Here is a 23,622-nt window from a genome sequence, read left to right on the forward strand (position 1 = left end):
ATGTATAAACAAAAACTGATGATAGTGTTAATTGGAGTAATCATGCTCGTTGCCATTGCAGGCTGCGGGAAAAAAGAGACGTCTGTCGTGAAAGAAAACAGTCTTATTTATGCTTCGGAATCAGAGTTTGATGGATTGAATCCGCTCCTTGAGGAGACGAATTTGGACGCGCTTCTATTCCGCGGGCTGTTCCGCTTTGACGAAAACAATGTACCGAAAGAGGATATTGCAGAGTCGTTCACTATGACGGATGACAAATTGACGTACACATTCAAGTTAAGAGAGGACATCCGATTTCATGATGGTGAACCGCTAACTGCGGACGATGTCATCTTTACAATTGAGAGTGTTTTGGATGACAAGAATTCATCGTTCTTGAAGTCCGATTTCAATGAAGTAGAATCCTTGAAGAAGATCGACGACTATGAATTTGAACTGAAGCTGAAGCACCCTTTCACGCCGATATTGGATAAATTGACGTTGCCGATATTGCCAAAGCATGCGTTTGACGGCGTGGATATGCGGACAGCAGATTTCAATAGCCATCCGATCGGTGCAGGGCCTTATCAGTTCGACCGATGGGATCGGGGAAATAGCTTGACGTTGAAAGCGTATGAGCAATTTTATGGCACGAAGCCATCCATCGAGAAAGTCATTTTCAAATTCATTCCTGACAGCAATGTAAGGGCCTTGCAATTAGCTTCGGGAGAAGTCGATATTGCATTGCTCGACCCGGTACAAGTCGGTGAACTGGAGAAACGGGATTATGTGAAGATTTACAATATCGATACCGCGGACTACCGAGGAATCCTTTTCAATATGCAAAATGATGTATGGCAAGATGTACGGGTGCGGCAGGCATTCAGCTACGCCATCGATCGAGCGCAAATTGTGAAAGGTATTTTGAAAGGGTATGGGAAAGTGGCTTATTCGCCTCTTCAAAAACATGCTTTTCATAATGAAAACATCGAAAAATACAGCTTTGATATCGCACATGCCGAATCCTTGCTGGATGAAGCCGGTTGGAAAAAATCAGAAGACGGTTTCCGCTATAGAGACGGTAAGAAGCTGAGCTTTACAATCACAGCTCCTGCTTCCGATGCGGTGCGCGTCAATATGGCGAACTATGTTGCGGAAGGCTTCAAGTCGATCGGAGCGGATGTCAACGTGGCGGCGCTTGATTGGAGTGCCATCACGATTGAAGAGACAGACGCTTTCATGATCGGATGGGGCAGTCCGTATGACGCGGATCATCATACGTATAGTTTGTTCCATTCTTCGGAATCAAGCTTGACAGGATCCGGTTATAATTACGGAAGTTATTCGAATAAAAAAGTAGATGCATTGCTTGAAAAAGGTCGTTTGTCAATGGATGAGCAGGAAAGGAAGACTAGCTATATGGACTTCCAAGAAGAATTGGCGAACGATCCGGCATTCGCATTCATCGCATATGTCAATGCAGTTTATGGCATTCACGGAAATATCGAAGGTGTAAAGGAGCGTACACTCGGTCATCACGGCTCCGGTTTCCTTTGGAATGTCGAGGAGTGGAAGTGGAATGACCGTTAAATGGGTCGGGAAGCGCATGATGTTGGGGATACTCGTCCTCTTCATCGTGAGCTTCCTCTCTTTTTTCATTATGCATGCGGGACCGGGTAGTTCCGCGACTGCCTATTACGGAGGCAATGCCCAAACGTTGACTGCCGCAGAAAAAGAGCGGATCAGCAAGGCTTTTGCATTGGACCGTCCGCTGATCGTCCAATACGGGGCATGGTTGAAAGAGACCGTGAAAGGGAATCTCGGCATGTCTGCGAAAGAGGGCCGCCCTGTTGCTGCGATTCTTGGAGAACGGCTGCCGAATACGTTATTGTTGTTTGGGGCATCGATGTTTTTTATTATTTCGGGGTCGATTTGGCTCGGGATGGCGGCGGGTATGCGGCCTGGATCGTTGCTGGACCGAGGTCTGTCGGCATTCAGTATCGCATCTTCTTCCATTCCGGCGTTTTGGCTCGGAATTTTATTCATTTATATATTCGCTGTTACACTAGGTGTCTTGCCGTCGTCCGGTACGAGAAGCCTAGGAGGGGATGGCGGTTTTGGTGATAAAATGAAACATCTCCTCATGCCTGCAGCTGTCATTGTCTTAACGCATGTCGGACTTTACGCACGCTTTCTCCAAGAAAGCGTGAAATCCGAAATTGCAAGCTATTATGTGATGGCGGCAAGGGCGAACGGTGTTGAGGAAAGGGAAATTAGGCGAGGAGTTTTACGGAATGCCTTTATCCCATATTTGAATTATCTCGGAGTCACGATCCCTTCATTTTTCGGAGGCTCTGTCATTGTGGAAGCATTATTTTCCTGGTCGGGCATCGGACAATTGCTCGTGAAATCGGTCATGGTGAAGGATTATCCGTTGCTTATGGGCGGCATTATGCTGACTGGTTTGATTGTCGTCATCAGCCTTTTTATCATTGATGTGCTCATGTATGTCCTCGACCCGAAACTCCGGAAAAGGGAGGTGGGCGTATGAAATCGTGGAAGAAACTTGTCTTCTGGTGCTCGCTTTTAGGTTTGATACTCGCTTTGACGTTGTTTTCGGATTTTTTGGCAACACAACCTGTAAATGAAATGGATTTAGATGCGGTTTATGCGCCGCCGGGTGAAGGCCATCTGTTAGGGACGGACCATCTCGGCAGGGATGTATATTCTCGTTTATTGCAAGGTGGAAAGGTGACATTGGCTGTCGCGTGCTTGTCGGTCGCCTTGTCATTTGTAATCGGCGTCCTATATGGAGGAATTAGCGGATATGTAGGCGGCTGGACCGATAGTGTCATGATGCGGATTTTGGAAGCCCTTATTTCAATCCCATCCCTCATATTCGTCTTAGCATTTCAGGCGATCATGCAAGGCGGAATGTGGGGGATGACATTTATTATTGGCGTGACGGGCTGGTTCACAACCGCTCGGATTGTCCGCTCGGAATTCATCCGGCTAAAGGACACGGAATATGTGAAGATGGCGAAAATGTTCGGCACACCGTTTTGGAGAATCATTACGGGTCATCTATTGCGCAATAGTCTGCCGCCGCTTTTTGTCGTGACGATCTTCAATTTGGCAGGTGCCGTGTTCATTGAAGTGTCCCTCAGCTTCCTCGGGGTCGGCATTCCGCCTGCGGTTCCATCGTGGGGCAATATGCTATACAATGCCCAAAATGATTTATTGATCGGCGCTTGGTGGATCGGTGTTTTCCCAGGAATATTGATCTTCATGACGATCTTATCTATTAACTTCATCGGGGAAGCGTTGAAGGATCCTGAAAGGGGGCGGTTCAGTGCTTGAGGTGAAGGAATTGTCGATTAATATTAATGGTACTCCTGTTGTGAATCAAAGCTCGTTTTTCATTCCGAAAGGGAAAGTGGCGGCAATGATCGGCGAAAGCGGCAGCGGAAAAAGCATGACAGTTGCAGCCATATTAGGCATATTGCCAATTGGTGCGCATGTATATGGAGAAATTCGTTTCAGAGGCGAGGATCTGTTAGAAGCTTCGAAGAAAGATATTTTAGCTTTGCGGAGACAGGAGTTTTTCACGATCTTTCAAGATCCATTGAACAGCTATAATCCAAGCGTGAAGATAGGTCGACAGCTTTACGCATTTTCTGCAGGCCGAATCGGCGATGATGAAGCTAGCTTTTTAAAGAAGATGAAGGAGATTCTTAGGAGGCTGAGTTTATCCGAAGAAATCTTGGAACGGTATCCATTCGAATTATCCGGAGGGATGCTGCAACGATGCATGATTGCTTGCGCCTTGTATGTTGAACCAACTTTGCTCATTGCAGATGAACCGACATCAGCTCTCGATAAAGTTGTACAGAAGGAGTTTTTGAAATGGCTCCGTCTATTGAATGAAAACGGAACGACGGTGTTGATTATTACGCATGACTTGGAAGTCGTGGCGGAGACAGCCGATGATATGATCGTCATGCGAAAGGGCGAAGTTGTAGAAACGGGACCTGTTGCAGATGTCTTTAGGAAACCCGTGCATGAGTATACGAAGCGTTTGCTGGATAGCCGATTTTAGGAAAGGGGGGCGGGCAAATTGCTGCAAGTGGAACATCTTTCAAAAAGCTATGGCAAGGGAAAACAGCGAAAGACTGTTCTTCACGATATTAATTTGTCGGTAGGTGAAGGGGAGCTTGTCGGAATCGTCGGCGAAAGCGGCAGCGGAAAAAGCACGCTGGCACGCCTCATCATGCGATTAGAGCCTGTGGATGAAGGAACGATTGCATTCTTTGAAACGGATGATTTCTATGCCGCCTGCCAAATCGTCTTCCAAAATGCATCCGCCGCCATGAATCCTTCCTGGACAGTCCGCCATATTTTAAAGGAGCCGCTTCGGTCGATGAAAGACGATCGGGATGCACATATCAAATTGATGCTTGGAACGGTCGGCTTGGAAGAAAAACATTTGGATCGGCGCCCTTCGGAGTTAAGTGGCGGTGAGCGGCAGCGCGTGAACTTGTTGCGCTCCATGCTAATTGAGCCAAAGCTTTTAATATGCGATGAAATCGTGTCCAACCTCGATCGTCTAGTTCAAAAGGAGATTGTCGAGCTCATTCAGAAATTGAACCGGGAGACGGGCATGGCAATTCTTTTCATTTCCCATGACTTAAAAGTTGTACAGCATTTATGCGAGCGAGTGTATGTAATGGAAGGCGGAAAGATTGTCGAGGAAAGCGTGAAACGGGATGGTCGTTTTTCATTCACGCATCCGTATTCCCGCCAATTGTTCGCGTAAGCTTGTTCAACTAATTAAGTAGTGGGTATACTGGAAAAGAGTATTGAGAGGGAGATGGATTATGGAACAACGACCAATGAGTCAATCACGGACGATCATTTCGAAACTTGTATTGCCGCCGGACACAAACCATATGCAAACAATTTTTGGTGGAAAAGTTCTGGCGTACATAGATGAAATTGCCGCTATTACAGCGATGAAACATTCGAACAAGGCGGCTGCCGTCACTGCCTCCATCGATTCGGTCGACTTCTTGTCGTCCGCCAAAGTCGGGGACGTACTTGAACTCGAAGCCGTCGTCAGCTCAACAGGGCGCACATCAATGGAAATTTTCGTCTCGGTGCACTCGATGGATCTGTTGACAGGCGCGAAAAAACTGACGACCGAATCATTCTTGACGATGGTCGCGATGGATGAAAACAACAAACCGACTCCGGTTCCAGGCGTCTATCCGGAAACCGAAGCGGAAAAACGCTTATTTGAAACAGGTCCCGCCCGCCGGAATCACCGGATACTGCGGAGGGAAATAAAGCATTAATGAAAGTCGCCGCCTTTTTATGGGCGGCTTTTTTCTTGAAACTTTCAACGGAATTTTCCGTATATAAGGAAAGGAGTGAGCATAATGAGAGCGGATATACATGAACGACAAATGGAACTGACGATGCTCCGGAATGAGCGGAATCGAGTGAAACGAAGGCTGGAAGGTGCGGAGGCACAATATAAAGAAGCGGTTCAGTTGCGCGATCGCCTGCATCGGCAGCTATCGAAGGAGCAACAGGACGTCGTGAAGTTAGGCAAGTTTTCATTTGCGAATAAAATCAAAGAGTGGACGGGCAAATGGGATGAACAAATGGAAAAGGAGATCAATGAAGTCGCGGAGGCCGAGTTGAAATACAATGAAGCTGAAAAGACGGTAACCGACTTGGAGGCGGAAGTCGGGCGGCTGCGCGCAGAGATGAAACGTGATGATTTCCTTTATGTAGATGAAGATTGGGAGGACTTTTTGAAAGAGAAAGAGGCGTGGATCCGGCAAAACGATACGACGGCGAATAGCACACTGCAGAAAATTGCTGATGACCGGGTGCGGGTGCGTTCATTGGTGAGGGAAATCGACGAGGCGTATGAGGCGGGCGACAAGGCAAAACGGGCGTTGGACGCCGCACTCGACAAGCTTGGCAATGCGGAAGGGCTGTCGATGTGGGATACATTTTTAGGCGGCGGACTTATCGTCTCCGCAATGAAGTATTCGGAAATGAACAGCTCTGACGACCTTGTGCACCGCGCACAACGGGCTCTTCGTCATTACGAGACGGAGTTGATGGACGTCCAAAATGCCGCAACAGAATCTTTCAACGTGAACCATAACGACTTTTTCACGTTTACGGATATTTTCTTTGATAATATCTTCTCCGACTGGGCGGTGCATTCACGGATTACGGACGCAAAAAGTAAGCTGAACAGCGTGCTTCACGACGTCCGCCGTGTACAAGACCAATTGCGGCGAAAACGCGATGAAGCAATGGAAGAATTGAAGCGTCTCGACCAGCAGGAGAAGGATATTATTGTGTCTTAATCAAACTCCAAAAACTCAATCCGATTGCCGAACGGGTCGTGCGAAAGAAACGGGCACGTCCTGCGATCGGCGGTTCTTCTGATATTAAACAACCGGCTGTTTCCAATCGTGATTTCAATTGTTCAAGCGCATGTACGGTGAAGCCGGGATGCGCTTTTTTGGCAGGCATGAAATCAGCTTGGATGCCAATATGAACTTCCTGCGCTCCGCATTTGAACCAGCATCCGCCGCGCCCTTGCAAGTTTTCCGGCTTCGGAATTTCTTCCATGCCAAGCAGCTTGCCGTAAAATTCGCGTGCCTGCTCTTCAGACTGAGGAGGTGCCGCGATTTGGATATGGTCGATGCCAGTGAAAAATTGAGTCATCGTATTTCGCCCCTTTTTGTTTTGTTATGTACAGTGTAGATGAGTTTTTCAAGAGAAGCTATGACGGGAAATGAAACAATATGTATAAGATTTCATTATAGTAAATTGTTTTTATAATAAGTTGCGACGGTGAAAGCATCTGTAACGACTTCTAGAGCGCTAAATGCATTTGGCAAGCTGAGGAATTTTTAATATCTATTGAATCCAGAGAGTTATCTATTAAATACGCGGAGTTATCTATTGAATGCAGAGAGTTATCTATTGAATCAAAGAAGTTATCACCAAAAAGGGTCTTTTGATTCATTTCTTATGAATCATTCAAATAACTTTACACTTCTGCATAACTTAGTGTACTATGTAACTAATACACCGGTACAGGAGGAGGTAAATAGGTGAAGCAGTGGAACGGATTATTGCATAAGGAATGGGTGCAGTGGAGAGGGCAGATTATCGTGCTAGTCATTCTGCTATTGGCGGGATTGTTTATATTGCCGTCGTTGGCAAAGGTGCTCGCAATAGGGGAAATTTCCGTATTTGAAATCACGATGGCCATCGGCTTTATAGCGGCAGGTGCATGTATATTGGTTCCTGTCATTGCATTCTCGATGATGTTTAACAAGGATATGAAAAGGCCAGATATATGGTTCCATTCTACAGCGTCCACAGTGAAGCTTGTCGGGGTGAAAATGTTGATGTCAGCTGGAATGGGCTTGGCATACTTGCTTGCTACGGTACTAGTCGTTGCGATAAGGTATGCAATTACACCTCAACCGGAGGCCATCTTCAACGAGTTATTATTTTATGGAAGTTTGTTGATCATCGGAGTTTTTCTTGCTTCCATACAGTTCATGGTATACGGTTTTTTCTTTATCGTCATAGACCAGTTGTTAAAGCCTTTTCTTAAAGGGTTTTCCTTTGTTGTCACATTAATATTATTCATCATTTCAGCAAGGATTTATGGGGAAGTAACCGGTTCTAATCTTTATGACAAATTTATACGCGTTGGCAGTTTTGATCTAATGTCCCTTAAGAACCCGGTGATCGATCTCCAATATGATTACTTCACCGTCACGAATACAGTTTTGTATGCTGGTGAGATTATATTCGCCGTTCTCTTTACTGTTGGCTTGTTCTATTTGGCAATCGCCTTGTTTGAAAAGAGGGTGCGGCTATGACAAGCTGGAATGGTTTATTGAGAAAAGAATGGGTGCTCCAGCGGATTACTTTTATAGTATTAATCGCGTTTATTATCTTCATTGCTGCATCCAGTTTTGCTCCCTTGGCGGTGGGGGGCAAATTTGATCTTATAGAGATTACGAATACGTTCTCGTTTTTGCACATGTATTTTGGTGCGTTACTATTTGTCCATAGTCTTAATACAGACATGAAGCGACCGGATATATGGCTGCATTCGCCAGCTTCGATAGGGAAGCTTTTGGGGGCTAAAATGCTGATTGCTTTACTATTGGTTGGGGTATCTAGCCTGGTTTGGAGCGGCATAGGAGTTTTCACGTATTTCATTGGAGGATTTGTAGGAGTTATTCCAGAATGGCCAAATTTGTTAAAAGTGTTATTGACTACAGTCTTTGCGATTTCTGCAAGTTTGCCGATATGGGTGATTTACAAGATTTTAGCATTGAGGGTTGGCTGGTTGGCGGCAATTGTCATGCTTATCATTCTTTTCATAGGATCGATTCTATGGGGCATTATGGAGACGGTCTGGCATGGGTTCGGACCTTTCGCCGGTTCAACTCTATACGCTATCGTTTCAATCGTATTATTCACAAGCGGAGCCATCCTGCTTGAAAAGAAAGTGAGGTACTGACGATGAGCATTGATTTTTCACCGGATAAGCCGATTTACCAGCAGCTCATCGACCGGATTTTGGGAGATATTATGCGAGGCACGCTTGCGGCGGGAGAGAAGTTGCCGTCTGTCCGTGAGTATGCAGTTGAAGCAGGCGTGAATGCCAATACGATGCAACGCGTATACAAGGAGTTGGAGCAGATGGAGATCACTGAGACGAGAAGGGGGCAGGGATCATTCGTGACGGAGGATCAGGAAAAGATCACGGCGCTTCGGAATGAAATGAAGGAACAACTCGTAACGTCATTTATTCAAAACGTGAAGTCTTTCGGATTTACGACGGACGAAATTGTAAAGTGTCTGCAGGAACGGGGTGGCGAGAATGATTGAATTGAAACATGTTGTGAAAAAATATGGGAGCAAGAGGGCATTGCTAGACGTGACGCTGTCGATTCCGAGAGGGAAAGTGATAGGGCTTGTCGGTGAAAATGGGAGCGGTAAGTCGACATTATTGAAGATGATGGCGGGTTTATTGACACCAAACAGTGGAAGCGCGACGTTTGACGGAAAGCCGATTACGCGGCGAATCGCTTCAAAAATTGCCTATATGTCCGACACGGATGATTTCTATACGTATTTCACTGTTCAGCAACTCATCGATTTTTATGAATCGCAATTCGATGATTTTGATGTGGTCAAAGCGAAGGAGATTGTGCAATTTCTGAACGTATCGCTTACATCGCGGATAAAAAGCTTATCGAAGGGGAACCGCGGGCGGGTGAAAATCGCCGTGACGCTTGCGAGGGAAGCGGACGTTTATTTACTCGATGAACCGTTCTCGGGCCTTGACCCGATGGTGCGCGACGATATTTCAAAAGGGCTCATCCGTTTTACGGATCCAGAGCGCCAGACGGTCATCATGTCGACACATGAAATTCGGGAGGTCGAGCCGCTGCTTGATGAAATTATCGTTATGAGGGGTGGTCAGTTGATTGCCCATGAGGCGGTCGACGAAATCCGTGACTTTTACGGAATCGATGCAACAAGCTGGATGGTATCGCTATTCAAAGACCAGCAAGTGGAAAGGGAGTTGGGAAAATGAAACCGGTAGTAGAATTAAAGAATTTATCTAAAACAATTCGAGGTAAGAAGATCATCGATAATTTGAATTTGTCGTTGTATCCAGGACAGATTACAGGCTTTCTCGGTCCGAATGGAGCTGGGAAAACGACGACAATCCGTATGATGGTCGGTCTCATGAAACAAACGGGAGGCGACATTGTTATCGATGGAGTGTCGCTTCGTGAGAATTTCGAGGAGGGGCTTTCGAAGGTTGGCGTTATCGTTGAAAATCCAGAAATGTATAAGTTCATGTCTGGATATAAGAACTTGATCCATTTCGCTCGTATGCATAACGGCGTGACGAAGGAGCGAATTGATGACGTCATCCGCCAAGTCGGGATGCAGAACCGAATCCATGAAAAAGTGGGGACTTATTCGCTTGGGATGCGCCAACGTCTCGGACTTGCGCAAGCGCTCCTGCACTCGCCGAAGTTCTTAATTTTGGATGAGCCGACAAATGGGTTGGATCCTGCAGGAATCCGCGAATTCCGGCAATACTTGCGTAAAATTTCCGAAACGGAAGGGGTATCCGTTTTCGTTTCCAGCCATATGCTTTCCGAGATCGAGCAAATGTGCGATCGGATTGCCGTCATTCAAAACGGTAAACTCATCGATATCCGTGAAATGTCTGAGGCGCGTGAGTCATTCTATTATTTGGAAGCGACCCCTGGGGAAAAGGCGAAGCGAATGCTTCTTGACGGAGGATTTACGGTTGAAGAGTTCAAAGGTGGCTTGCTTGTGAACGCCGAGCAGCACCAAATTCCGGGCTTGGTCGAGTCGTTTATTGCCGAAGGGCTGCAAGTGTTTGCGGTTCAACCGCACCGGAAGACGTTGGAGGATGAGTTCTTGGAGATGACAGGAGGTGGCCAAATTGCTGAAGCTAATGCAAAATGAATGGATGAAGTTATGGTATAAAAAAGGTACATGGGTCATGGTTGGCATTCTTGTAATCATAACAGCCGGCATGATGGGGTTAATGAAATGGATTAGCATGCAAGAGAATATGGGTGGCAATTTCACGAGGGAAGGGATGGTCCAGGATCCATCATCACTGGGCGGAACGGTCTTGTTGCTTACAGTTATCGTAGCAGCAGGCATTGTCGCATCCGAGTTTTCTCAAGGGACAATTAAAATGTTGTTGACACGCCCGGTAAAACGATGGAAAATCCTCTTGTCTAAATTTATAACGGTAAATCTGTTTGGCATGTTCCTCATGCTAATCGGATATATTGTCTATATCCTTTTGGCGCTCCTGTTATTTAAGTCAGGTCCAGACGCTGGTCTGTCAAGTTGGACAGTTTGGAGCAAAAGCTTATATATGCTGCTTCTTTCATTCGGTAATGTATTCATTACAACGACATTCGCGTTCACGATCGGCAGTGTATTCCGATCCAGCTCGCTAGCGATTGGACTGTCGCTGTTCATCTATTTCACTGGCTCTACGATCAGCGCCTTGCTTTCAAGATATGAAATTGCGAAATACTTGTTATTTACACATATGGATTTGACTCAATTCGAGACAGGCATGATGCTAATTCCGGATTTAACGATGCCGTTTTCACTTGCCGTATTGGCCGTTTATATCATCGTCTTCCTCGTCATCAGCTTTACAACATTCGTAAAACGTGATGTTACTGCTTAATTGATAGGTACAATCAAATAGTGGATTCCTGATTTGCCCAATACCGGTCACATAGATGGCCGGTTTTTTTAGTTCTTTTTTATTATATATTTGTCATTTTGAGGGTGGATAGATAGAGTGAAAAGGGGCAAAACCCGTCGATTTCTATCGAATTTTTCCCAATTTCCTATTGTCGGAATGTTTGCTACAGTGAAAGTAGCAACACCGAATCTATGAGGAAAAGAGGAGAATAAATGAAGAAACCATTGAAAGTTCTCGCGGCAATCGCAATTGCAGCCAGCATGGCAATCTCAACGGGAAGCGTATATGCAAAAGACGACTTCCGAGATTTCAAAGAGGATCAAATGAAGCAAAGGGGCGAAACGTTCCGAGTACTCATTACGGCAACGAGTGACAAAGAACTGCAACAGCTTCAACAAAGCTATGAGCTGCGCAATGAATTCGATGGCCACTCCTATACGACGGATGTGACAGCGAAGGAGTTTGAGGCTTTGCAACATTTGCCGCACATCACTGTCGAAAAAGTGGACGTCCTTTCGATTCAAATTGATCCGTCCTCTTTGAAGTTGAATGATGAAGTGGATGCGGCGGCTGCAAGCCAGTCTGTTCCTTGGGGAATCAAAGCGATTTATAATGACAATAATTTAACTTCTACGACAGGCGGCTCAAACGTGAGAATCGCCGTGCTCGATACCGGCGTTAACGTTAATCATAACGATTTATACTATAACGCAGAACAATGTAAAGACTTCACACAAAGCTCGTCGCTAGTAAATAATTCTTGTACCGACCGCAATGGGCATGGAACCCACGTCGCTGGGACTGCATTAGGCGAAGGCGGAGATGACAGAAGAGGGGTTTACGGGGTCGCTCCAAATGCGAAGCTTTGGGCATATAAAGTATTGAACGACTCCGGAAACGGCTATGCGGATGATATTGCGAATGCAATCCGCCACGCGGCAGATCAGGCATCAGTGCAGCGCGTGAAAGTCGTCATCAATATGTCCCTCGGTTCGAATGGAGAAAGTTCGTTAATCACGAATGCCGTCAACTATGCGTATGACCGCGGTGTATTGGTTGTCGCTGCGGCAGGGAACGACGGCTATTCCCCTGGTTCGATCGATTATCCGGCGGCATTGCCATCAGCAATCGCAGTTGCGAATCTTGAAAACCGATTGGAAAATGGCACATATCGTGTCGCCAATTCATCATCTCGGGGCCATGCAAGGACAGCAGGCGATCATCTTATCCAAACGGGAGATGTTGAACTGTCGGCACCTGGCACATCCATCTTCTCGACTTGGTACAATGGCGGATACGCGACAATTAGCGGCACATCTATGGCAACACCGCATGTCGCAGGACTGGCAGCGAAAGTCTGGGCGGAAAATCCAAGCTTCACAAACGTTCAACTACGCGCCAACTTGCAAAATCGTGCGAAATCATATGACATCCTCGGTGGTTATCATGCCGGACGAGGAGACGACATTGCGTCAGGATTTGGATTCGCACGAGTACGTTAAACTAGCCTCCTAATGAAAATCCCATACATTAGGCCGAAAACAGTCCCTTACTCCCCTGGGACTGTTTTCTCATGTAATCATGTAATTGACATGATACGTTTGAATAGTAAGAAAGTAAAGGGGTGCTTATGATGAATATCGGATCCATCCTGAAATACTACAGAATGAAAAACAATCTAACGCAAGCCGAACTTAGCAAAGGTGTCTGTTCCATCTCCCATTTAAGTAAAATCGAGTCGAATAAATACATTCCCCATAATGAAACAATCAATGAACTGTTTAAACGTATGGGCATTGAATGGGAGAGGGAAGTGGATACATACGAATATTGGAAAGCGAAATTGGAAACGTTCATTATGCACTCGGTCTATTACGACCTGAAATCGATGGAAGAAGTATATAAGGAGCTTTCCACTCAAGAGGACTATTTGCAATCGACGGATTTAGTGAACCGCTACGAGCTCTATAAGTTGCGTTACTATTTATTCAAGCGGGACATGCCTCGCGCAACTCAACAAGTCTCAATCCTAAAACGAATGGAAACATCATTTACGGACTATGAAAGAGGCGTCTCCAAAGTCATTCACCTCATGTTCGATATTTTTTCTCAAAACTTTACAGAAGCAGAAAACCGATTGGAACAAATCGAAGAATACCGCGAACGAATTCCATTCATGTTCGAAGGAGAATTATTCTATCAAAAAGCGTACTTGCTCCACAATCGAACGCAATACGGCAGATCGACATACTTTGCAGAAATGGCTGTCGACCACTTCCGAAAGGATTGCAATTATATCCGCCTCCTCCACGCACAGCTCCTGCTGGCCATCAACTACACAAATCGCGACTTTGCCTTGCAAGCGGATGGTTTATTCAAAACAATTCTCCGCAACGCCAAAATGATGGAGATGGATCAGCTGTACCAAGGAGCACTCTATAACTATTCGGTATTGCAAAATCGGAGGGGTCTCCATAAGTCGGCATACGAGATGTTGACGGAATTAAAAGCGTTGTTGGAACCGGGGACGGATTATTATCAGGCGGTACTAATCCATTTATTGCAAACCGCTGTCGAAGAACAAAAAGAAATGGATCCGTTGCTCGATGAACTGAAAAAGCTTACGGAAAGGAAGAATGACCCATATTTAAAGATTCAGTTGAATTACTTTAGAAAGACAAAATTTTCCCAACGAGAACTTTTTGACTATTGTGAACAAACGGTATTTCCTTTTCTAAAGAAACATGATTATATAGGGGAAGCAAGAAGTATCGCTTGGCGGTTGGCAAACTATTGCCGATCCATCGGCGATAACGAAAAAGCGGCACTGTATAGTTTATATTACTATGACAAAGGAGAGAAGGAATTATGAAACGAAAGTTATCCATCATTTTACTAACGGCAATGTTCGCCGCATTTGCCGGAACAGGAACTGCTTTGGCAATGGATCCGAATGACAGCGTAGAAGCAAACACAAAAGGAAGAGATAACTTAACACCACCATCGATCTTACCCCCACAAGTATAATAAAAAGGTGTTCCGAGCTTTGCAGCTGCGGGACACCTTTTCTATTTGCCGTGACGCGATTACAAAAAAGCACTTCAACAATCACTTATGATTGTTGAATGTGCTGACAAGACCAGTTATTGTGCCAAGGGCGATAAAAGCGAACAGCGTGTACATGATATAAATGAACCACATGAAGACTTCACTCCTTTTTATCGTCAATCCTACATTCCATTGTAGCATCAGTTTTGGGTGGAGGCAACGGCAGACACAAGGATGTCGAATTTGATGATGGGGGTGATTATTGGTGGTGTTTGGGTGGGTGGAAAGACCTGAGACGAGCATAACATCGTGAGACTGCGCCATAACTGGCCTGAACTCGCGCGAACCCCCGTAGAACACCATGCAAACATGCCATTTCTACCAATTCTCCTTAATTCTGAAACCCCACCCTACCACTCACCGTATTGTAACAAAGCAATAGGGGGTGCTGTGATGCGTAAAATAGTCGTTTTCATAGTTATGATGTTGATCCTTTTACCGGCCCAGGTCCATGCAAAGTCATACTCGATTGATCGGGTGCAGATCAAGGGGTGGGTGCAGCCGAATGGCGATATGTTGGTGAATGAGGTGTTCACGTATACGTTAGATGGATCGTTTTCGCAGCTGAAGAGATCGTTTCCGGATAAGCATCTCGGACAGGTCGCTCGGTTCGAGGCGTACTTGATTGACGGGCAGGATCCCGTTGTCGGGGAGATTAAACAATCTGACTTGACGAAAGCGACAGTGACACGTGAAGGAAGCACGTACAAAACAGCCATCCGTGCGGAAGATAAAGTCGTATCTGTCATTTACATCTACACGATGCAGAACGCGGTGACGTCATACGATACATACAGTGATTTGTCCGTCACCTATTTTGAGGACGGCGCCAATCATGATGAGGATTTGAATAATGTGGACATCGCGTACGTGTTGCCAGGCGACGTTGGTGATGATGCAATCCACGGGTTTATGCACGACCGTGAAGGGGAAGTGCGGATGGTTTATCGCGACGGCATTTCGTTTCATACGCCCAAGTCGGCCGCATCCACAGTGACGGAGACCCGTGTGCTGTTTCCTTCAACGATTATGACGGCGCAGCAAAAAATTGCGGAGCCGATATCGTTTGAGGAAGCCATCCATCAAGAGCAGCAGATTATCGATAAAAATGAATCCAGATGGGTAAACATCCCTGTTGCAATGAAGGCGGGGAACGGTCTCAGCATTTTCTTCATCGTACTTTTTGGTATTCTTGTCTTGCTGAGACAACGTGTATTTTCCCTGTTCGGCAGCACAGACCTCGTCCTGCAGACCGATCCGACGTATTTGGCTTTTGTCGATCGGAACGGCAAATTCAACCGGAAAAGCTTTCTATCAGGTTTGTTTTCCCTTGCTGAAAAAGGAATTATAAAAGTGGAATTGACTGATTCAGCAGCACGTTTTCAAGGGAAGGAAGGTGCCCCTGAAAAGACGCTCGTGTTTCGGCTCCTTCAATCGAATGAACACTTGAAGAAATCGAAACAAAAATTACTGCCCCATGAGCAATATTTAGTGACATGGCTATTCAAAGGAAGAGTAGGACATCGAAAATTCCATTTGCACGATATGGCAGGGCCGTCCGTCCGTGGGGATAAAGAGAATCGAACCCAGCTGCGAAAGCAAAGGCAATTCCATGAAAATCATGAAACTTGGCATGACGAAGTGCTTCATCTGATGGAAGACGCAGGGTCTCTTTCGACCTTGACGCCTAAACTAATGAAGATAGCTATTTTCCTGCTAACCACATTCGTAACGATGTACGGATTTTATGCAGATGGTGCAGGCGGTTGGGGAATTGCATTTCCTGCGATTGTAATGATTATCGGAATATATTTTTATAGTACAAATCCCGGAAAGAAATGGCCGGCAATCTTGTTCTTCATCGGAATGTTTTTTGCAGGGGCCCAAATTGCAGCTCCCGCATTAACGGACGCAGTCCTTTATGCAATCATCTGTGGGGCCATTTTATTTTTCATCGTTCCAAAAGCGATGCCAAGCTCGCTTACAGCCCTTTACACAAAGATGAGCATTACGAAATTCAGAAGACAGGTGAAACGGGGCGTGCCGAATTATATCCATTCGGATGAGATCGACCGTTGGATTGCACGTGCTTATTTATTAAATAGATCAAAGAAAAAGCTTCCGAAAATAAAACGTAGTTTGCCTGAATCAGCTTCAATGGCGGCATTGTTCGCATTGCACGTGGATCCGCTTTATTTCTCTTATTCCACTTGGGGCCCGATGCCTGTTGATAAGAGCGCATCTTCCTGGAGCGGCGGCGGATCATATGATTCCGGCGGTGGTTACAGCGGTGGAGGAGATGGCGGCGGCGGTGGCGCGGGGGCCGATTGATATAGGTTGATATGGAAAATGCCGGCTTGTAAATAGCCGGCATTTTTCATTGTTTTTCCTTCAATAAATCACGGATTTCTTTCAATAATTCTTCTTTCGCGTCAATGGCTGGCGTTTCTTCTTTTGCCGGCTCCTTTTTCCGTTTAAACTTCATCAGGATTCGGACGAATAGGAAAATCGAGAAGGCAATAATGAGGAAATCGATGATTGATTGCAGAAATAGACCGTATGTAAGATTGGCGTTTCCGATTGTCACATGAAGACCGGACACATCGACTTTCCCTGTAAGAGCAGCGATAATCGGTGTAATGATATTCGCGACGAGCGATGATACGATGTTTCCAAAAGCTGCCCCGATGACAACAGCAATCGCCAAGTCCAAGACATTTCCTTTAAATGCAAATTCCTTAAAATCTTTCCACATATTTTCACCTCCTTTCAAGTTGTTTTTCTCTTCTTGTTCGCATATAATGGGAACAAATGTTCCTAACGGAGATGAGAGCTTTGCGACAGGCTTTATTGAAAATATGTCAGCGCCATGAATTGGCGGAAATGATTTATATGAGGGCGGATGGCACATTAACGAAAAGGCGCATCCGTATCCTAGCGGTCAGCATTGATTCGTTCACGGCCTACTGCCATCTGCGCCATGAAAAACGCACGTTTAAACTAGACCGGGTCTTGTCCGTCCAACGACTGTTGAATCATGAGCGGCAGGCGATTTGAGCTTCATCATTAAAACTCTTCTTCAGGAAACCACCGATATACTTGTAAATCCACTTTTCCGTTTGCCATGAACTCCACATCTTCCGACTCAAGCAGTTCCCGTTGCAAGCCGCCTTTTTCTTCCCGATCGGAAGGGGTTGATATGCCGCCTTGCGCATTGATAATCCGGTGCCAAGGCAATTCATATTTAGCGCTCATCGAATGAAGGATTCTCGCGACTTGCCTTGCGCCGCGCGGATTTCCGGCAACGCTTGCGACTTGTCCATAAGTCATGACATGGCCGGCAGGGATATCCCGGATGATTTGTATAACTCGCTCTGTAAATGGAACCATTGTAAAACCTCCTCATTCTGAAACTATCCAAGTCACTTAATCGTACACAAGATATATAGAAATATAAATGGGAGAGTGGTCACATTGAGTAACTTGTTTACGAAGCAGAGTCACATTGGATATATGATAAAGATTGCCGGCGTGGTCGTGATGGTATGGGGATTCATTCAAGGAATCTATTCCTTGTTCATGATGGCGCAAATGGGTGGCCAGTTTATGAATGAATGGGGAGAAATGCAGTATGCAAGCGGGATAACGGGCACTGCATTGTTCGCATTCATCAGCATTATTGCGACGCATTTTCTCTACGGGCTACTGATCATCGGATTCGGGGAAGTGATTGATACATTGCAGAAGATTTATTTCCGCATGGATCCGGAAGCAAAGAAGCAATGGGAGAAAGAGCAGAGGGAGAAGAAGGAAGCTCTCACCCCAGAAGGAGAAGTGCCTTTTTGGGTAGATCAGGAAGTGAAACGATATTATGAAAAAACACAATCGAGTGTCCAATCCATCGAAAAAACGAGCGAACCATATGTGTTTAAAATTACAGTAGATGAGCGAATTGAATATATGGAAGTAGGGAACTTCGAACCTCGCATTTTATCCGATGAAGAAGCAGCTAAATTTTCAGAATGAAAAGCACCTCGTCAATCTACGACGAGGCTGCGTTTCTTTCGCTTTTGAAATTGGACGAACAGGAAAGTTGTAAGCGTGAGCCAAAACGAGCTTGCAATCATGCCGCCTAAAATGTCGCTTGGATAATGAACGCCAAGGTAAATGCGGCTTGTCGCAATCAAGCCGAACATCAAAACCGCAAAGACTACTAAAGTGATTCGACCTATCGTTGAACGGATATGGCGCCATAGCAAATAAGTAAATAGCGCGTATAAACTGAAGCCCATCATCGTATGGCCGCTTGGGAAGCTATAGCCGCCAGCTTCGGCAAGTCGATGGAATTCAGGACGTGCCCGTTTGAAAATGAATTTTAAGGTTTGATTCAATACGCCTGTCCCAATCATCGCAAAGAAAAAGAAATAAGCTTGGCTTCTGGAGTGCAACCCCCATAACAACAGGGCGGTCACTGCAATGATGAGAAGCATGACAACTTTCGTGGAACCGATGAATGTAAAAGCGTGCATGATCGGCGTCAGCCAAGGTGCTTCCAAACCTTGGATAGCATCGATGATCGACCTGTCATAGCCATTGATCATTTCGCTAAGAATTGCTGTTACAATAAAGGCAAAGGCAGCGCCGAATAAAATACATAAACTAATGGCCACGGAAGGGCGAAACGGTGATTCCTTCATCTAGATCATCCTTTCTTCTGCGACATATTGTACAGGAAAAGGCAGAAGCTGCATATAGTGGAGTGGGAAAGGGAAGTGGAATCGAATGGATATTGCCATATTGCTTATCGTAGCCTATTTTGTCGGCAATATGCTGACGGCAACAGTAGTCGGGAAACTTTTCTATCAAAAAGATATTCGTTCAGCAGGCAGCGGAAATCCAGGGGCACGCAATGCAGGCAGAGTGTTTGGAAAAGCAGCATTCACGATTGTTTTTCTAGGAGATGCGCTGAAAGGCGTCCTCATCGTGTTGTTAGCGAAATGGATGGGAGTAGACGAATGGATTCAATTGATGTGCGTTCTCGTCGTCATGGCTGGACATGTTTTTCCGATCATCTATAAGTTTCGCGGCGGACAGGGCGTATCGACGTTCATTGGCGGGATGCTCGCTTTCCATCCACTCGTCGTCGCTTGCTTCGTAGTCGTGTTCCTTGTCCTTTATCCATTTCTAAAAAACTTCAGCTCTGCCGGATTAAGCGCGATGGCACTGTCGCCACTGTTCCTCTTTGGATTGACAAAGGAATGGCCGCAGACGATTGCCGCGATTCTCGTCGTCGCTTTTCTCCTATTCGCCTATTGGAAGGATTCATTCAGCATAAGAAAAGGGTATAGAGAGAATTAAGACGAACGAGACTAAGAGAAAGGAGAAGTCATATAATGAAAGAAATTAAATCTATGGAAGAATGGGAACACGTACGAGACCAATCGAAAAAAGAGCCAGTCTTCCTTATGAAGCATAGCACGACGTGCCCGATCAGCGCTGCGGGATACCGAGTATTTGAGCAGTATGAAACGGATTTTCCGAAATACTTTCTAATTGTCCAAAGAAGCCGCCGACTGTCAAATGAAGTGGAGAGCGAATTGGGCATACAGCATGAAAGCCCACAGTTATTTCTATTGAAGGACGGCGAAGCAGTTTGGAATGAAAGCCATTACGGAATTAGCCAATCAAATATCAAATCGGCCGTCGAAGCGAACGGCTGAAACGTGCAGGCATCTCTTACAGGGGTGTCTGTTTTTTATTGGCGGGAAAAAGTCCCGAGATGAGCATAACGCCGTTAGATTGCGCCATAACTCGCCCGCACTAGCGCAAAACATGCCTAAACTTGAGTAAAACTAACCCACACTTGCACATAACGAACAACTACCCGCGCATAACCTTCCAAGCATCTATTCCTTGTGAAACTCTTCACAATAAATGACACTTATCATATGCAAAGTCATGACGTTCATCTATTCTGCAAAACGGGTAAGCAGTTTAGTATGAACATAAGGAAATTTAACGAGGAGGCGTTCACTTTGAGCAAGGAAAAAACGAAGCAATTGCACAAAAATGTTGCACCTTATGCCAAATCGGATTTAAAAAAGAGTGTCATCCAACTGATCAATACGGTTCCGCCTATATTTTTACTATGGTTTTTGGCGTATCAAAGTTTGTCAGTATCGATTTGGTTGACGATTGGAATTGCTGTACTTACGGCGGGCTTTGTCGTACGGACGTTTATCATCTTCCACGACTGCACGCACGGTTCATTCTTCAAAAATAAAAAAGCTAATGACATTGTAGGAACGATAACAGGGATTATCACGCTATTCCCATATGAAAAGTGGAAACGTGAGCATGCCATTCACCATGCAACAAGCTCCAACTTGGATAAACGGGGCGTCGGGGATATTTGGGTTATGACAGTCGAAGAATATATAGAAGCGTCGAAATGGCAGCGACTCATGTATCGCTGCTACCGGAACCCGCTCGTCATGTTCGGTCTGGGACCCTTATATTTAGTACTCATTACGGGTAGGATCAACCGTAAGGATGCGCGTCAGAAAGAACGCAATAACACGTATTTGACGAATGTAGTAATCGTCGCACTTTATGCATTCATGGCATGGCTCGTCGGTTGGGAAGCGTTCCTCATCGTCCAAGGCTCGATCATGTTTGTCGCAGCAGCGCTCGGCATTTGGCTCTTCTACATCCAGCACACATTCGAGGATTCTTATTTTGAAGAAGAGTCTGAGTGGGACTATGTGAAAGCAGCAGTCGAAGGCAGCTCCTATTACAAATTGCCGAAAGTCCTTCAATGGGCAACTGGCAACATCGGCTTCCACCACGTCCATCATTTGGCGCCGCGTGTACCGAACTACAATTTGGAAATAGCGCACGAATCAACACCGCCGCTTCAAATGGCGACAACGATCAACATTAAAACAAGCTTAGAATCACTCCGTTATAAACTATACGATCCGGCGAACAAGCGGTTCATCACATTCAAAGAAGTGAAAAGCGCAGTGAAACGCGCCACACCAAGCATTGATTTGAATGAATTGAAACCGAAGAGAACGAGCTATGACAGTAAATGATAAGATGCAGCCGCCTTCCTATGAGGCGGCTGTATGTTTTTGGTATAATGGAAGGAACAGGACGGTGAAATGGATGCAAAAATGGTATAGTATTTTCCCGAGAAATCCGTGGCTCAGTATTTATGCATGGGTCGTCTTTTGCCTGCTGCCGTTCTTTTTCATCTTCCGATCTTGGTCGGCGGTCGGAATATCAGTCGGCACCGGGTTATTAGTCCTTTTCTTCATCTCCTATTTCTTTTCATTCAAGTCTAAGAGCGGTCTCGTTTATATGTGGGTCAGCTTTGAAATCGTCATTAATATCGTCATGACACTTCTGTTCGGCTATGTGTACTTGTCGATTTTCACAGCGTTTTTCATTGGAAATATTAGATCGACTGTCGGTTTTTTCATCATGTACGGGTTACATATCTTCTTCACGGTCAGCGCAATTGTCACAGGCTTTTTCTTAGAAATCAACCTGTTCTTACCGCAAGTGCATTTCATCCTTATAACAGTGATCGGCGTCATCTTACTTCCGTTCAATCTGTACAACCGCGGGAAGCGAGAAAAACTCGAAGATCAGCTCGAGGATGCGAATGAACGCATTTCAGAATTGATTCTAATGGAGGAACGGGAGCGGATCGCGAGGGATTTGCATGATACGCTTGGTCAGAAATTGTCGATGATTGGATTGAAAAGTGACTTGGCACGAAGATTAATATCGAAAAATCCGGTTGAGGCGGAAAAGGAATTGGCCGATATACGCCAAACAGCAAGCACTGCGCTAAAGGAAGTGCGTGAGCTTTTGGCGGATATGCGTGCAACACGGCTCGTCGATGAAGTGATGCGCGCTCGCCAAATCCTTGCTGCAGCGGAAATCGAATTGGAGATCGAAGGAGATCCGGCTGTGACCGCCATACCTTCTAACGTTGAAAACGTCCTCGGCATGTGTCTAAAAGAGGCGGTGACGAATGTTGTGAAGCATAGCGAAGCAACGGTTTGCCATATCGTTTTCAAGCAGGAGGACGATAAAGTTTCCATTTTTGTGCGAGATAACGGAATTGGAATGAAAGCGAGGAAGTCGGCCGGCACAGGCTTGAAGGGAATGCAGGAGCGACTCGAGTTCGTGAATGGATCGCTCGAAACGGATGAGGACAATGGCACGACATTGAAAATCCGAGTGCCTGTCGTCATTACACATCAAGTTGAGGAGGGATTGTCGTGATTCGAATCGTCATTGCTGAAGACCAAGGAATGATGTTAGGCGCATTAGGCTCCCTTTTGAACATGGAAGACGATATGGAAGTCGTCGGAATGGCGCGGAACGGGGAGGAAGCGGTCCGCCTTGTGAAAGAGCATGAACCCGATATTTGCATTATGGATATCGAAATGCCGGTCATGACAGGTTTGGATGCAGCGGAGGAGCTCGTTGGGGTGGATTGCAAGATCATCATCTTGACGACATTTGCGCGTGCAGGCTATTTTGAGCGCGCACGGAAAGCGAAGGTTCGTGGTTATTTATTGAAAGACAGTCCAATCGAAGAACTCGTCGATTCCATCCATGCGATTCAGGCCGGACGCCGGATCTACGCGCCTGAGCTTGTCGATATCGCATACGAGGACGACTCTGAAAACCCGCTGACCGACCGCGAAACCCAAGTGCTTGGGCTCGTTGCGGAAGGAAAGACGACGAAGGAAATCGCGGGAGAGCTCTATTTGACGCCAGGAACCGTACGAAATTACATCTCCGTCATCCTCGAAAAGCTGGAAGTCGGCAATCGGATTGAAGCGATTTCGAGGTTTAAGGAAAAGGGCTGGTTTAAATAAAGTGCGTTAGGTGAAGGAATTCCATCTCCTTTGCCTTTTTTATTTTCTGCCTGTCGGCAATCGCGTCCAAAGCGTGTCTTCGTGCGTCCAATGCGATGCGCCTCGCGTCCAAAGAAAGGGGTCGCACGTCCAAATCGGCCTGTCCCGCGTCCAAAGTGAGGGGTCGCACGTCCAAAGCTGGCTGTCCCGTGTCCAAAGTGAGGGATTGCACGTCCAAAGCTGGCTGTCCCGCGTCCAAAGCGAGCCAGCCCCCGCTCAAAGCAACCCCATTCCCTCCAAAAAATCCAC

The 23,622-nt window shown here is 45.9% G+C and carries 28 protein-coding genes and 1 pseudogene; 24 read left to right on the forward strand and 5 right to left on the reverse strand.

The window, feature by feature from the left end; all coding sequences use genetic code 11:
• The 7 genes from ACTHPA_RS03795 to ACTHPA_RS03825 all read left to right on the forward strand — a co-directional run bounded on the left by ACTHPA_RS03795 (position 1) and on the right by ACTHPA_RS03825 (position 6,368).
• Positions 1-1,569 carry an ABC transporter substrate-binding protein gene (locus ACTHPA_RS03795; RefSeq protein WP_440498791.1) on the forward strand — a complete coding sequence of 523 codons (1,569 nt, stop codon included), beginning with the start codon at positions 1-3 and terminating at the stop codon, positions 1,567-1,569.
• The gene (locus tag ACTHPA_RS03800; RefSeq protein ID WP_440498792.1) at positions 1,559-2,530 is read left to right on the forward strand and encodes an ABC transporter permease; all 972 of its coding nucleotides are present in this window, start codon (positions 1,559-1,561) and stop codon (positions 2,528-2,530) included. Before ACTHPA_RS03795 ends, ACTHPA_RS03800 begins: the two co-directional genes overlap by 11 nt.
• Entirely contained in the window at positions 2,527-3,339 is an 813-nt protein-coding gene (locus tag ACTHPA_RS03805; RefSeq protein ID WP_440498793.1) for an ABC transporter permease, read from the forward strand. Before ACTHPA_RS03800 ends, ACTHPA_RS03805 begins: the two co-directional genes overlap by 4 nt.
• A complete protein-coding gene (locus ACTHPA_RS03810) occupies positions 3,332-4,078 on the forward strand; it encodes an ATP-binding cassette domain-containing protein (protein WP_440498794.1) in 747 nt (248 codons plus the stop codon). The genes ACTHPA_RS03805 and ACTHPA_RS03810 overlap by 8 nt, the downstream gene beginning before the upstream one ends.
• Before the next feature lie 27 nt (positions 4,079-4,105).
• Positions 4,106-4,795 carry an ABC transporter ATP-binding protein gene (locus tag ACTHPA_RS03815; protein WP_440499205.1) on the forward strand — a complete coding sequence of 230 codons (690 nt, stop codon included), beginning with the start codon at positions 4,106-4,108 and terminating at the stop codon, positions 4,793-4,795.
• A gap of 61 nt (positions 4,796-4,856) precedes the next feature.
• Complete coding sequence (locus tag ACTHPA_RS03820) at positions 4,857-5,333, forward strand: acyl-CoA thioesterase (RefSeq protein ID WP_440498796.1); 477 nt, start codon at positions 4,857-4,859, stop codon at positions 5,331-5,333.
• Positions 5,334-5,417: 84 nt separating this feature from the next.
• Positions 5,418-6,368 (forward strand): hypothetical protein, encoded by a 951-nt coding sequence (locus ACTHPA_RS03825; RefSeq protein WP_440498798.1) that lies wholly within the window; start codon positions 5,418-5,420, stop codon positions 6,366-6,368.
• Here ACTHPA_RS03825 and ACTHPA_RS03830 read toward each other — a convergent pair.
• Positions 6,365-6,732, reverse strand: a pseudogene (locus ACTHPA_RS03830) (VOC family protein). The gene ACTHPA_RS03825 and the pseudogene ACTHPA_RS03830 sit on opposite strands and share 4 nt — an antisense overlap.
• A gap of 392 nt (positions 6,733-7,124) precedes the next feature.
• On the opposite strand from ACTHPA_RS03830, the gene ACTHPA_RS03835 reads away from it, so the two are divergent.
• The 10 genes from ACTHPA_RS03835 to ACTHPA_RS03880 all read left to right on the forward strand — a co-directional run bounded on the left by ACTHPA_RS03835 (position 7,125) and on the right by ACTHPA_RS03880 (position 16,762).
• Complete coding sequence (locus tag ACTHPA_RS03835) at positions 7,125-7,907, forward strand: hypothetical protein (RefSeq protein WP_440498799.1); 783 nt, start codon at positions 7,125-7,127, stop codon at positions 7,905-7,907.
• Positions 7,904-8,557 (forward strand): hypothetical protein, encoded by a 654-nt coding sequence (locus ACTHPA_RS03840; RefSeq protein ID WP_440498800.1) that lies wholly within the window; start codon positions 7,904-7,906, stop codon positions 8,555-8,557. Before ACTHPA_RS03835 ends, ACTHPA_RS03840 begins: the two co-directional genes overlap by 4 nt.
• Positions 8,558-8,559: 2 nt before the next feature.
• Positions 8,560-8,928 (forward strand): GntR family transcriptional regulator, encoded by a 369-nt coding sequence (locus tag ACTHPA_RS03845; protein WP_440498801.1) that lies wholly within the window; start codon positions 8,560-8,562, stop codon positions 8,926-8,928.
• Positions 8,921-9,640, forward strand: a complete 720-nt coding sequence (locus tag ACTHPA_RS03850) for an ABC transporter ATP-binding protein (RefSeq protein ID WP_440498802.1) — start codon at positions 8,921-8,923, stop codon at positions 9,638-9,640. The genes ACTHPA_RS03845 and ACTHPA_RS03850 overlap by 8 nt, the downstream gene beginning before the upstream one ends.
• The gene (locus tag ACTHPA_RS03855) at positions 9,637-10,554 is read left to right on the forward strand and encodes an ABC transporter ATP-binding protein (RefSeq protein WP_440498804.1); all 918 of its coding nucleotides are present in this window, start codon (positions 9,637-9,639) and stop codon (positions 10,552-10,554) included. The genes ACTHPA_RS03850 and ACTHPA_RS03855 overlap by 4 nt, the downstream gene beginning before the upstream one ends.
• Positions 10,523-11,302, forward strand: a complete 780-nt coding sequence (locus ACTHPA_RS03860; RefSeq protein ID WP_440498805.1) for an ABC transporter permease — start codon at positions 10,523-10,525, stop codon at positions 11,300-11,302. Before ACTHPA_RS03855 ends, ACTHPA_RS03860 begins: the two co-directional genes overlap by 32 nt.
• Positions 11,303-11,535: 233 nt before the next feature.
• Entirely contained in the window at positions 11,536-12,825 is a 1,290-nt protein-coding gene (locus tag ACTHPA_RS03865; protein WP_440498806.1) for a S8 family peptidase, read from the forward strand.
• A 131-nt stretch (positions 12,826-12,956) separates the two neighbouring features.
• Positions 12,957-14,195: a helix-turn-helix domain-containing protein gene (locus tag ACTHPA_RS03870; protein WP_440498808.1), complete on the forward strand. Its 1,239-nt coding sequence runs from the start codon at positions 12,957-12,959 to the stop codon at positions 14,193-14,195.
• On the forward strand, positions 14,192-14,350 hold the full coding sequence (locus ACTHPA_RS03875; protein WP_440498809.1) for a hypothetical protein: 159 nt from the start codon (positions 14,192-14,194) through the stop codon (positions 14,348-14,350). The genes ACTHPA_RS03870 and ACTHPA_RS03875 overlap by 4 nt, the downstream gene beginning before the upstream one ends.
• 474 nt (positions 14,351-14,824) lie before the next feature.
• Positions 14,825-16,762 carry a DUF2207 domain-containing protein gene (locus ACTHPA_RS03880; protein ID WP_440498810.1) on the forward strand — a complete coding sequence of 646 codons (1,938 nt, stop codon included), beginning with the start codon at positions 14,825-14,827 and terminating at the stop codon, positions 16,760-16,762.
• 46 nt (positions 16,763-16,808) lie between these two features.
• Here the strand turns inward: ACTHPA_RS03880 and mscL are convergent, their stop codons facing one another.
• Positions 16,809-17,186: a large conductance mechanosensitive channel protein MscL gene (mscL, locus tag ACTHPA_RS03885; RefSeq protein ID WP_440498812.1), complete on the reverse strand. Its 378-nt coding sequence runs from the start codon at positions 17,184-17,186 to the stop codon at positions 16,809-16,811.
• Positions 17,187-17,266: 80 nt separating this feature from the next.
• On the opposite strand from mscL, the gene ACTHPA_RS03890 reads away from it, so the two are divergent.
• Positions 17,267-17,488 carry a transcriptional regulator gene (locus ACTHPA_RS03890; protein ID WP_440498814.1) on the forward strand — a complete coding sequence of 74 codons (222 nt, stop codon included), beginning with the start codon at positions 17,267-17,269 and terminating at the stop codon, positions 17,486-17,488.
• A gap of 9 nt (positions 17,489-17,497) precedes the next feature.
• Here the strand turns inward: ACTHPA_RS03890 and ACTHPA_RS03895 are convergent, their stop codons facing one another.
• On the reverse strand, positions 17,498-17,821 hold the full coding sequence (locus tag ACTHPA_RS03895) for an MGMT family protein (RefSeq protein WP_440498815.1): 324 nt from the start codon (positions 17,819-17,821) through the stop codon (positions 17,498-17,500).
• 84 nt (positions 17,822-17,905) lie between these two features.
• Between ACTHPA_RS03895 and ACTHPA_RS03900 the strand changes: the two genes are divergently transcribed.
• Positions 17,906-18,457 (forward strand): hypothetical protein, encoded by a 552-nt coding sequence (locus tag ACTHPA_RS03900; protein ID WP_440498817.1) that lies wholly within the window; start codon positions 17,906-17,908, stop codon positions 18,455-18,457.
• Between the two features lie 11 nt (positions 18,458-18,468).
• On the opposite strand, the gene ACTHPA_RS03905 is transcribed toward ACTHPA_RS03900, so the two are convergent.
• Positions 18,469-19,128: a phosphatase PAP2 family protein gene (locus tag ACTHPA_RS03905; RefSeq protein ID WP_440498818.1), complete on the reverse strand. Its 660-nt coding sequence runs from the start codon at positions 19,126-19,128 to the stop codon at positions 18,469-18,471.
• An 85-nt stretch (positions 19,129-19,213) separates the two neighbouring features.
• Between ACTHPA_RS03905 and ACTHPA_RS03910 the strand changes: the two genes are divergently transcribed.
• The 5 genes from ACTHPA_RS03910 (at position 19,214) to ACTHPA_RS03930 (ending at position 23,334) form a co-directional block, all read left to right on the forward strand.
• The gene (locus ACTHPA_RS03910; protein ID WP_440498820.1) at positions 19,214-19,789 is read left to right on the forward strand and encodes a glycerol-3-phosphate acyltransferase; all 576 of its coding nucleotides are present in this window, start codon (positions 19,214-19,216) and stop codon (positions 19,787-19,789) included.
• A 35-nt stretch (positions 19,790-19,824) separates the two neighbouring features.
• Positions 19,825-20,151 (forward strand): bacillithiol system redox-active protein YtxJ, encoded by a 327-nt coding sequence (gene ytxJ, locus ACTHPA_RS03915; RefSeq protein WP_440498821.1) that lies wholly within the window; start codon positions 19,825-19,827, stop codon positions 20,149-20,151.
• A 315-nt stretch (positions 20,152-20,466) separates the two neighbouring features.
• On the forward strand, positions 20,467-21,528 hold the full coding sequence (locus ACTHPA_RS03920; RefSeq protein WP_440498823.1) for a fatty acid desaturase: 1,062 nt from the start codon (positions 20,467-20,469) through the stop codon (positions 21,526-21,528).
• 73 nt (positions 21,529-21,601) lie between these two features.
• A complete protein-coding gene (locus tag ACTHPA_RS03925; protein WP_440499206.1) occupies positions 21,602-22,732 on the forward strand; it encodes a sensor histidine kinase in 1,131 nt (376 codons plus the stop codon).
• Complete coding sequence (locus tag ACTHPA_RS03930; RefSeq protein WP_440498825.1) at positions 22,729-23,334, forward strand: response regulator; 606 nt, start codon at positions 22,729-22,731, stop codon at positions 23,332-23,334. The genes ACTHPA_RS03925 and ACTHPA_RS03930 overlap by 4 nt, the downstream gene beginning before the upstream one ends.
• On the opposite strand, the gene ACTHPA_RS03935 is transcribed toward ACTHPA_RS03930, so the two are convergent.
• Complete coding sequence (locus ACTHPA_RS03935; RefSeq protein ID WP_440498826.1) at positions 23,327-23,593, reverse strand: hypothetical protein; 267 nt, start codon at positions 23,591-23,593, stop codon at positions 23,327-23,329. The two genes, ACTHPA_RS03930 and ACTHPA_RS03935, sit on opposite strands and share 8 nt — an antisense overlap.
• Positions 23,594-23,622 lie beyond the last annotated feature (29 nt).

Source organism: Sporosarcina sp. SAFN-015 (assembly GCF_051966875.1).
GTDB lineage: Bacteria > Bacillota > Bacilli > Bacillales_A > Planococcaceae > Sporosarcina.